Consider the following 7,124-nt stretch of genomic DNA (forward strand, 5'->3'; position numbering starts at 1 on the left):
GCCAGCTCGTGGGCCATGACGCCGCGGATCTCGCGCCGGTCCAGCATCCGCAACAGGCCGCGGGTGGCGGCGACGGCGGCGTGCGCCGGATCGCGGCCGGTGGCGAAGGCGTTCGGCTGATCCTGGTCGATGACGTAGACCTTGGGCTGGGGCAGGCCGGCGCGGCTCGCCAGCTCGCGAACGTCGGCGGCGTAGGTGCGGATCAGAGGGTCGGGGTCGTTCGCCTCCGCCGGTTGGGCCCGGTACATGGCGAGCACGATCTTGTCGGCGTTCCAGTAGCTGATCAGGTTCATGCCCGCCGCCAGGACGAGGGCGATCAGCATGCCGCTGGGGCCGCCGATGGCGTAGCCCACGCCGACGAAAAGGGCGGTCAGCGCCGCCAGCAGCATGAAGGTCCGAAGGTGGTTGCGCATGGCTCCGAGAGGCTCGGCGATTGTGTCGAGCTTGAAATATGGGGCCGCGCTCCGTGCGCCGGAAGGCGCGGTCGCCCGCCCGCGGATTAAAAATCGCTAAGGAAGCCGGCCCGGGATCTTCAGGGTGGCGAGGCGGCCTTAGTCTAGGGTCTGACTGCCCGCGCTGCGGTAGGGCCGGGCCATACTGGTAGGGCTGGCGTCGGGCGCCCGGGGTATTGCCGGGGCTAGTGGGCCGTCGCGACCCGTGGGGTCGGAACCGGCAGCGGCGCTTCCGGGGCCTGTCTCTCCGCGTGGAGCCGCGCCTCCATCGCCTGGGCGTCCATCGGCCGGGCGAACCAGTAGCCCTGCATCCGGTCGCAGCCGGCGGCGCGCAGGATGATCGCCTGGGCCTCCTCCTCGATCCCCTCGGCGACGACCGAGACGCCGAGGGCGCGCGCGGCGTGCATCATCGAGGACACCAGCTTGGAGACCCGCGGGTTGCGGGCCACGTCGTCGATCAGGCTGCGGTCCAGCTTCACCGTCTGGATCGGCAGGTTCATCAGCGCCCGCAGGTTCGAATAGCCGGTGCCGAAGTCGTCGAGGGCGATGTTCACGCCGCGCGCGGCGAGCCGCTCGATGTGCCGGCGGGCCAGCGCCATGTCCTGCAGCAGGAAGGTCTCGGTGATCTCGACCGTCAGCGCCGTCGGCGGAAGCGCGGTGCGCGAGAGCCGGCCGATCAGCTTGCGCGAGAAGCCCGGGTCCAGCAGGTCCCGCGGCGAGACGTTGCAGGAGACGTTGGCGATCAGGCCCTCGGCGACCCAGGGCGCGGCGCGGGCGCAGGCCGCCTCGAACACCGCCTCGTCGATGCGGCCGATCAGGCCCAGCTCCTCGGCGATCGGGATGAAGGCGGCCGGCGTCAGCAAGCCTTCTTGCGGATGGCGCCAGCGGCACAACACCTCGACGCCGACCGTGCGGCCGTGGGAGCAGTCGACCACCGGCTGGAACCAGGGCTCGATCTCGCCGGCGGGAATGGCCCGGCGCAGCTCGGCTTCAAGGGTGCGGCGGCGCTCGTTCTCGGCCTTCAACTCGCCGTCGAACGCCGACCAGCGCCGCCCGCCATGCGCCTTGGCCCGCTGCATCGCCCGGTCGGCGCAGCGCTGCAGGTCGCCGGGACCCAGCGCGTCCTGCGGACTCACGGCGACGCCGACGCTGACGCCCGGGGCCAGGCCGCGGCCGTGGATGGAGAGGGGCTGGCAGAGCACCGCCACGATCCGCTCGGCGCGCCGGGCGATGTCGAGGTCGGCGCTGACCAGGGCGAACTCGTCGGCGCCCAGCCGGCCGACCAGCTCGCCGCCGGCGGCGTCGGCCCGCAGGCGGGCGCCGATCTCGGCCAGCAGGAGGTCGCCGCCCGCGTGGCCCAGGCTGTCGTTCAGGTGCTTGAAGCGGTCGAGGTCGATGACGAACAGCGCCAGCGGCTCGCCGTCGGCCTTGGCCGCCAGCAGCCGCTCGCCCAGGGCCGCGGTGAAGGACGGGCGGTTGAGCAGGCCGGTCAGCGCGTCTGTGCGGGCAAGGCGCAGCAACATCGCCCGCTCGGCTTCGAGCTCGGCGACGCGCGCGGCGAGGTCCGGGGCGGTGTTGGGCTGAAGCGGCACGAAGGGGCTGAAGCCTCGGGTGAATCGAAGCTCAGCCATCGCACGCTGAGGAGAATCCGCCGTAAACGGAGATGGCTAAGGCTTGTTAGGCCTTGGCCGTATTCGGCGTTTGGATCTGGCCTTCCCAACGCGCCACGACGGCGCTGGCGACGGTGTTGCCGACGACGTTGGTGGCCGAGCGGCCCATGTCGAGCAGATGGTCGACGGCGAGGATCAAGAGCAGGCCCGCCTCGGGCAGGCGGAAGTAGGCCAGGGTGGCGGCGATCACCACCAGCGAGGCGCGCGGGACGCCCGCCATGCCCTTGGAGGTCACCATCAGCAGGAACAGCATGGTGACCTGCTGTCCGATGGACAGCGGCACGCCGTAGACCTGGGCGATGAACAGGGTCGCGAAGGTGCAGTACATCATCGACCCGTCGAGGTTGAACGAGTAGCCGAGCGGCAGCACGAAGCTCGCCACCCGGCGCGAGACGCCCCAGCGCTGCAGCTCCTCGAGCGTGCGCGGATAGGCGGCCTCGGACGAGGCGGTGGAGAAGGCGAGCAGCGCCGGGCTGCGGATGGCGGCGACCAGGCTCGCCGCCCTGGGGCCGACGATGAGCAGCAGCACCGAGATCAGGAGTCCCCAGAGCAGCGCCAGCGACAGGTAGAAGCCGCCGACGAAGCGGGCGTAGGTGGCCAGCACGTCGAGGCCCTGGGTGGCCACGGTGGCGGCGAGCGCGGCGAAGATGGCCAGCGGCGCGGTGCGCATCACATAGCCGGTCACCTTCAGCATGATGGCCGCGACCTGCTCGACCAGCGCCAGCACCGCCGGCGCGCGCTCGTCGATGGCGGCGACCGCCGTGCCGACGAAGATCGAAAAGACGACGATCTGCAGGATCTCGTTACCCGCCATGGCCTCGACGATGGAGGCCGGGACCAGGTGGGTGACGAAGCCCTTCAGGGTGAACTTCGAGACGTCCACCGTCGCCGCGGCCGCGGCCCCGTCGGGTGCGGCCAGGTGCAGGCCCGCGCCCGGCTGCAGCAGGTGGACCATGACGAGGCCGATGGTCAGCGAGACGATCGAGGCGCCGATGAACCAGCCGAGCGCCTTGACCCCCACGCGGCCGATCGCGCCGGCGTCCTCCATGTGGGCGATGCCGGCGACCAGGGTGGAGAAGACCAGCGGCGCGATGATCATCTTGATCAGCCGCAGGAAGACGTCGGTGACGATCGAGAGGTTCTCGGCGACGGCCTTGGCCCCGGCGGGGCTGGCCCATTCGTGGACCGCCCAGCCGGTCGCCACGCCCAGCACCATGGCGCCCACGACGAAGGTTGTGAAAAGCCGGTTCATCCGAGCCCCCCGAAGTCCTCTCACGGCCGGCCGGAATTCCCGGGGCGACATGAAAGGTTCATGGCCGCCCTTGTCCCAGCGTCTCGCCGCCTGGGCAAGGCGGGGCTATATTGCCGCATGAGCGCCAAGACAGACGCCGCCCGCATCGTCGACCAGTTGGAACGCGAGTACGCCGCCAGCGTGGAGGCGCTGCGCGCCGCCTTGCGGACCTTTCTGAACGGCGGGGCGCCGCCGTCTGCCGAGCTGCGCCGCGACGGGGCCTTCGCCTATCCGGAGCTGCGCCTGACCTGGCCCGGCGGCGAGCCCTTTCCGCGCATCAGCCGGGCCTTCGCCCGCATCGCCGCGCCGGGCAGCTATGCGGTGACGGTGACCCGGCCGGACCTCTTCCGCAACTACCTGATCGAGCAGCTGTCGCTCCTGCAACAGGACTTCGCCGTCGAGATCGAGGTTCGCCGCTCGCTCCAGGAGATCCCGTTTCCCTATGTGCTGGAGGGCAGCCCCGACCTGGCGCTCGCGGAATACAGCTCCGCCGAGATCGCCCGGCACTTTCCGACCACGGAGCTGGCCTACATCGGCGACGAGGTGGCCGACGGCTACTGGCTGGGCTCGCTCGACGCGCCGCGGCCGCTCGCGCTGTTCGACGCCTTGCGCACCGACTTCTCGCTGGCGAGGCTCGCCCATTACACCGGCGCGCCCGCCGAGCACGTCCAGCAGTACGTGCTGTTCACCAACTATCACCGCTACGTCGACGAGTTCGTCCGCTGGAGTTGCCGCCAGCTGAAGGCCGGCGGCCGCTACCAGGCGCTTTCCGCCGCCGGCGGGGTCATGGCGACCGCGAAGACCGAGGATCCGGAGGCCGTGGTCGCCGCCGCGCCCTGGCGGCGCCACCAGATGCCCGCCTACCACCTGATGGCCGAGGGGCGGACCGGCGTCACCCTGATCAACATCGGCGTCGGCCCCTCGAACGCCAAGACCATCTGCGACCACGTCGCGGTGCTGAGGCCCCAGGCCTGGCTGATGATCGGCCACTGCGGCGGGCTGCGCGGCTCCCAGACCATCGGCGATTACGTCCTGGCCCACGCCTACCTGCGCGACGACCACGTGCTGGACGGGGTGCTGCCGCCGGAGATCCCGATCCCGCCGATCGCCGAGGTGCAGGTGGCGCTGAACGGCGCCGCCGAGACCGTCACCGGCGAGACCGGCGAGATCCTCAAGCGGCGCCTGCGCACCGGGACGGTGATCACCACGGACGATCGGAACTGGGAGCTGCGCTACTCGAAGAGCGCGCTGCGCTTCAACCAGAGCCGGGCGGTCGCCATCGACATGGAGAGCGCCACCATCGCCGCCCAGGGCTACCGCTTCCGCGTCCCCTACGGGACCCTGCTCTGCGTCTCGGACAAGCCGCTGCACGGCGAGATCAAGCTGCCCGGCCAGGCCAACGCCTTCTACGAGCGGGCGATCGGCCAGCACCTGCAGATCGGCCTGGCCAGCCTCGACCGCCTGCGCGAGGAGGGCGCGCGCCTGCACTCGCGCAAGCTGCGCAGCTTCGACGAGCCGCCGTTCCGCTGAGCTACGGCAGCATCCGGTCCAGCGCCTCGGCCACCGCGGTCATCCCTTCGAGGTTCGGGTGGTAGATGGCGCCCCGCACCGGCGCGCCCGGCTGCGCATAGCCGTTCATCCACGGATCCTCGGCGCAGGCGCTGTGGCGGGCGGTCAGGAGCTGCGTCTGCAGCACCTCGGCGCCGCTCTCCTTCGCCACGTGGTCGGTGATCTCCGCCAGCCGCATGGCGATGCGCCGGCTGGCGTCGGCTTGCGCCGGACTGAGCGGGACCGCGGCGCAGGTCCCATGCGGCGGCAGCACGGCCGGATACTGTACGAAGACGAGCCGCGCGGCGGGCGCGCGCCGGCGCACCTCGGCGGCGATGTTGCGCATCCGCGCCTCGAGATCGAGGTAGGCCTGCTCGCTCGGCGGCGGGATCCGCGGGCAAGCGGCGGCCGGGGCTTCCTTGCCGGTGCTGGCGGCGACCTTGGCGGCGAGCTCGGCGCACGAGGCCGCCATCAGCCCGCCCACATAGCCCAGGTCGTTGCCGCCGATCGTGATGGTCACCAGCCGGGTGTCGGCGTCCACCGCGTCGACCTGCGCCGGCAGCTCGCCCCAGGGGCCCAAGAGGTTGCTGGTCGTGGCCCCGCTGCAGCTGGCGTCGGTCAGGCTGAAGCCGCGCTTGCGGGCCAGCAAGTGGGCGTAGTTGTCCGCCGAGCGCGTGCAGCGGTTCGGCGGCGTGTCGGCCGAGCTGGTGACGCCGGGGCCCGAGGCGTAGGAGCTGCCCATCGCCACATATTTCGCGCCTGCCGGCAGCGGCTGGGGGCCGCTCGCCGCCAGGGCGGGCGGAGCGAGGAGCGAGGTGGCGACCAGGAGGGCCGTCAGACCGGAACTCGAAGAATGGCTCACGGCGCGCCCCTCCTTGACGTCACCCGATTGGCCCACAGCCGCGCCGGGCGTGCAAGCCGCACGGGCGTTCTCGATTCTGTCCGATCCGGACGCTAAGTTCCGGGCCATGACTCGACATCTCGACTTCGACGGCATCCACAATTTCCGCGACTTCGGCGGCTACGCGACCGCGTCGGGCCGACGGCTCAAGGGCGGCCGGCTCTACCGCTCGGCGAACCATGCGCGGGCCAGCGACGCCGACCTCGAGCGCCTGCGCGCCCTGGGGCTCGCCGTCATCGTCGACCTGCGCCAGCCGGACGAGCGCCGGCGCGAGCCGTCGCGCCGGTGGGACGGCTTCGCCTGCCACGTGGTCGACAACGACCAGAGCGAGGACCACCTGAGCTTCGAGCAGCTGGTGCTGGAAGCGTCCGACCTGTCGGCGGCCTGGTTCCGCGACCATTGCCTGGGCTTCTACGCACGCGCGCCCTACGAGCCGCGCCACGTCGACCTCTACCGGCGCTACTTCCGCGCCCTGGCCGACAGCGACGGGGCGGTGCTGGTGCATTGCGCCGCGGGCAAGGACCGCACCGGCCTGATCTGCGCGCTCACCCACCACGTGGCGGGCGTGCACCGCGACGACATCCTGCACGACTATCTGCTGACCAACGACGAGGAGCGGATGGCGGCCAAGATCGCCTCGATCGGTCCGTTCCTCCAGCGCCTGACCGGCAAGCGGCCGACCGATGAGGCGCTGCGCATCGCCGTCGGCGTCGACGCCGACTACCTCGACCGCGCCTTCGAAGTCATCGCGGCGCGGGACGGCTCGCTCGACGGCTATCTGGAAAAGACCCTGGGGCTCGATGCTGGCCTGCGCGAACAGGTCCAAGAGCGGCTCGTGGCCTGATCGAGAATAGGATACGCCCGCCGCAGTTTCCGCCAACTGCGACGGGCGCCTCAGGGACAGACCTCTCGGAGAAGCCTGCGATCAGCATTGCGCAAGATGGCGCTTCATACCTAATCACCTGCACGTGTTTCACGGAGTGATGATGCAGGACTTGCCGGTGGACGACCGCGCATGAGATTTCCGGCGGATGATCGCGGCTTCACCCTGGGCGACGGCCTCTTCGAGACGCTGCTGGCCCGGCGGGGTGAGCTCGTCCGCCCGGAGGCTCATCTCGACCGGCTGACCGCCGGCTGCGCCACGCTCGGCCTGCCGGCGCCGGACCGGGCCTTTGCCGAACGGCTGATGCGCCGCGCCTTGGCGGACGCGGGGCTGGGCGAGCAGCGCGCGGCGGTGCGGCTGACGCTGACCGCCGGCTCCG

At 71.3% G+C, this 7,124-nt stretch carries 7 protein-coding genes; 3 read left to right on the forward strand and 4 right to left on the reverse strand.

Annotation, left to right across the window (positions count from 1 at the left end; genetic code table 11):
• From VJS38_RS05880 to VJS38_RS05890, 3 genes are all read right to left on the reverse strand, one after another.
• The coding region (locus VJS38_RS05880) for a M48 family metalloprotease (protein ID WP_324087224.1) at positions 1 to 413 on the reverse strand (413 nt) is incomplete at its 3' end.
• Positions 414 to 637: 224 nt separating this feature from the next.
• Complete coding sequence (locus VJS38_RS05885) at positions 638 to 2,083, reverse strand: bifunctional diguanylate cyclase/phosphodiesterase (protein ID WP_324087225.1); 1,446 nt, start codon at positions 2,081 to 2,083, stop codon at positions 638 to 640.
• Positions 2,084 to 2,129: 46 nt separating this feature from the next.
• On the reverse strand, positions 2,130 to 3,374 hold the full coding sequence (locus VJS38_RS05890) for a dicarboxylate/amino acid:cation symporter (RefSeq protein WP_324087226.1): 1,245 nt from the start codon (positions 3,372 to 3,374) through the stop codon (positions 2,130 to 2,132).
• A gap of 117 nt (positions 3,375 to 3,491) precedes the next feature.
• Here VJS38_RS05890 and VJS38_RS05895 point away from each other — a divergent pair, with 117 nt between their 5' ends.
• Positions 3,492 to 4,943 (forward strand): AMP nucleosidase, encoded by a 1,452-nt coding sequence (locus VJS38_RS05895; protein ID WP_324087227.1) that lies wholly within the window; start codon positions 3,492 to 3,494, stop codon positions 4,941 to 4,943.
• A 1-nt stretch (position 4,944) separates the two neighbouring features.
• Here the strand turns inward: VJS38_RS05895 and VJS38_RS05900 are convergent, their stop codons facing one another.
• Positions 4,945 to 5,823, reverse strand: a complete 879-nt coding sequence (locus VJS38_RS05900) for an SGNH/GDSL hydrolase family protein (RefSeq protein WP_324087228.1) — start codon at positions 5,821 to 5,823, stop codon at positions 4,945 to 4,947.
• A 106-nt stretch (positions 5,824 to 5,929) separates the two neighbouring features.
• Here VJS38_RS05900 and VJS38_RS05905 point away from each other — a divergent pair, with 106 nt between their 5' ends.
• Together VJS38_RS05905 and VJS38_RS05910 are read left to right on the forward strand one after the other, a co-directional pair.
• On the forward strand, positions 5,930 to 6,706 hold the full coding sequence (locus tag VJS38_RS05905; protein ID WP_324087229.1) for a tyrosine-protein phosphatase: 777 nt from the start codon (positions 5,930 to 5,932) through the stop codon (positions 6,704 to 6,706).
• A gap of 171 nt (positions 6,707 to 6,877) precedes the next feature.
• A partial coding sequence (locus VJS38_RS05910) for an aminotransferase class IV (protein WP_324087230.1) occupies positions 6,878 to 7,124 on the forward strand: 247 nt, incomplete at its 3' end.

The sequence above is a fragment of the Phenylobacterium sp. genome (genome assembly GCF_035276905.1).
Taxonomy (GTDB): Bacteria; Pseudomonadota; Alphaproteobacteria; order Caulobacterales; family Caulobacteraceae; genus Phenylobacterium.